Origin of the sequence: Halomonas sp. ATBC28, assembly GCF_005937175.1 — a bacterium.
In the GTDB taxonomy this organism is placed as follows: domain Bacteria; phylum Pseudomonadota; class Gammaproteobacteria; order Pseudomonadales; family Halomonadaceae; genus Vreelandella; species Vreelandella titanicae.
In genome coordinates, this window is sequence record NZ_VCQL01000099.1 from 1 (window position 1) to 478 (window position 478).

The window sequence follows — 478 nt, forward strand, 5'->3', positions numbered from 1 at the left end:
ATAAAGGTAGCTCGCTGATCACCGGGATTGTCGACGCGCGTCTCAATAAACAGAACCGCTACGATACCTACAACACCATCATCACACTGGGTAAAGGCGCACCGTACAGCTATGAATCAGCCGATCGCTATAACAAAAACCATCTGGTGCCGTTTGGCGAGTTTGTCCCGCTGGAGTCGATTCTGCGTCCGTTAGCACCGTTCTTTGATCTGCCGATGTCGTCGTTCAGCCGTGGGCCATATATCCAGCCGCCGCTGTCGGTAAATGGTATTGAGCTTACTGCGGCCATTTGCTACGAGATCATTCTTGGCGAGCAAGTGCGCGATAACTTCCGCCCGGATACCGACTATCTGCTGACTATCTCCAACGATGCGTGGTTTGGTAAATCTATTGGTCCATGGCAACACTTCCAGATGGCGCGAATGCGTGCGCTGGAGCTGGCGCGCCCACTGTTGCGCAGCACCAACAACGGCATTAC

The 478-nt window shown here is 53.6% G+C and carries 1 protein-coding gene; it reads left to right on the top strand.

Annotated elements, in window-relative coordinates:
* Positions 1-478 (top strand): apolipoprotein N-acyltransferase (gene lnt, locus E0L35_RS25505; RefSeq protein ID WP_138801730.1); only part of this gene is annotated, 478 nt, incomplete at both ends.